Origin of the sequence: Streptomyces pseudogriseolus (genome assembly GCA_002154585.1) — a bacterium.
Taxonomy (GTDB): domain Bacteria; phylum Actinomycetota; class Actinomycetes; order Streptomycetales; family Streptomycetaceae; genus Streptomyces; species Streptomyces pseudogriseolus.
Genome location: MUNG01000627.1, coordinates 1 through 342 on the forward strand (window position 1 = coordinate 1; position 342 = coordinate 342).

The window sequence follows — 342 nt, forward strand, 5'->3', positions numbered from 1 at the left end:
CGGCGCCAACTCCTGCGTAACCGACCCCTGTTGGGACGCGAGGGTCAGATGTGACCGTCTTCGAGCATTTCGGTCACAAGAGCCGCGATCTGGGACCTCTCGGACCGGTTCAGGGTCACGTGGGCGAACAGGGGATGCCCCTTCAGCTTCTCGACGACGGCGACCACACCGTCGTACCGGCCGACCCTCAGATTGTCCCGCTGCGCCACGTCGTGCGTCAGGACGACCCGGGAATTGGCCCCGATCCGGGACAGAACGGTCAACAGGACGTTCCGCTCGAGGGACTGGGCCTCGTCCACGATGACGAACGCGTCGTGCAGCGAACGCCCTCGGATGTGGGTG

General features: G+C 65.5%; 1 protein-coding gene. It reads right to left on the reverse strand.

All coding sequences use genetic code 11. The features are described from left to right. Window positions 1–44: 44 nt before the first annotated feature. Window positions 45–342, reverse strand: a 298-nt coding sequence (locus CCN29_RS36635; RefSeq protein WP_442538666.1) for a PhoH family protein, incomplete at its 5' end; no start/stop codon positions are given.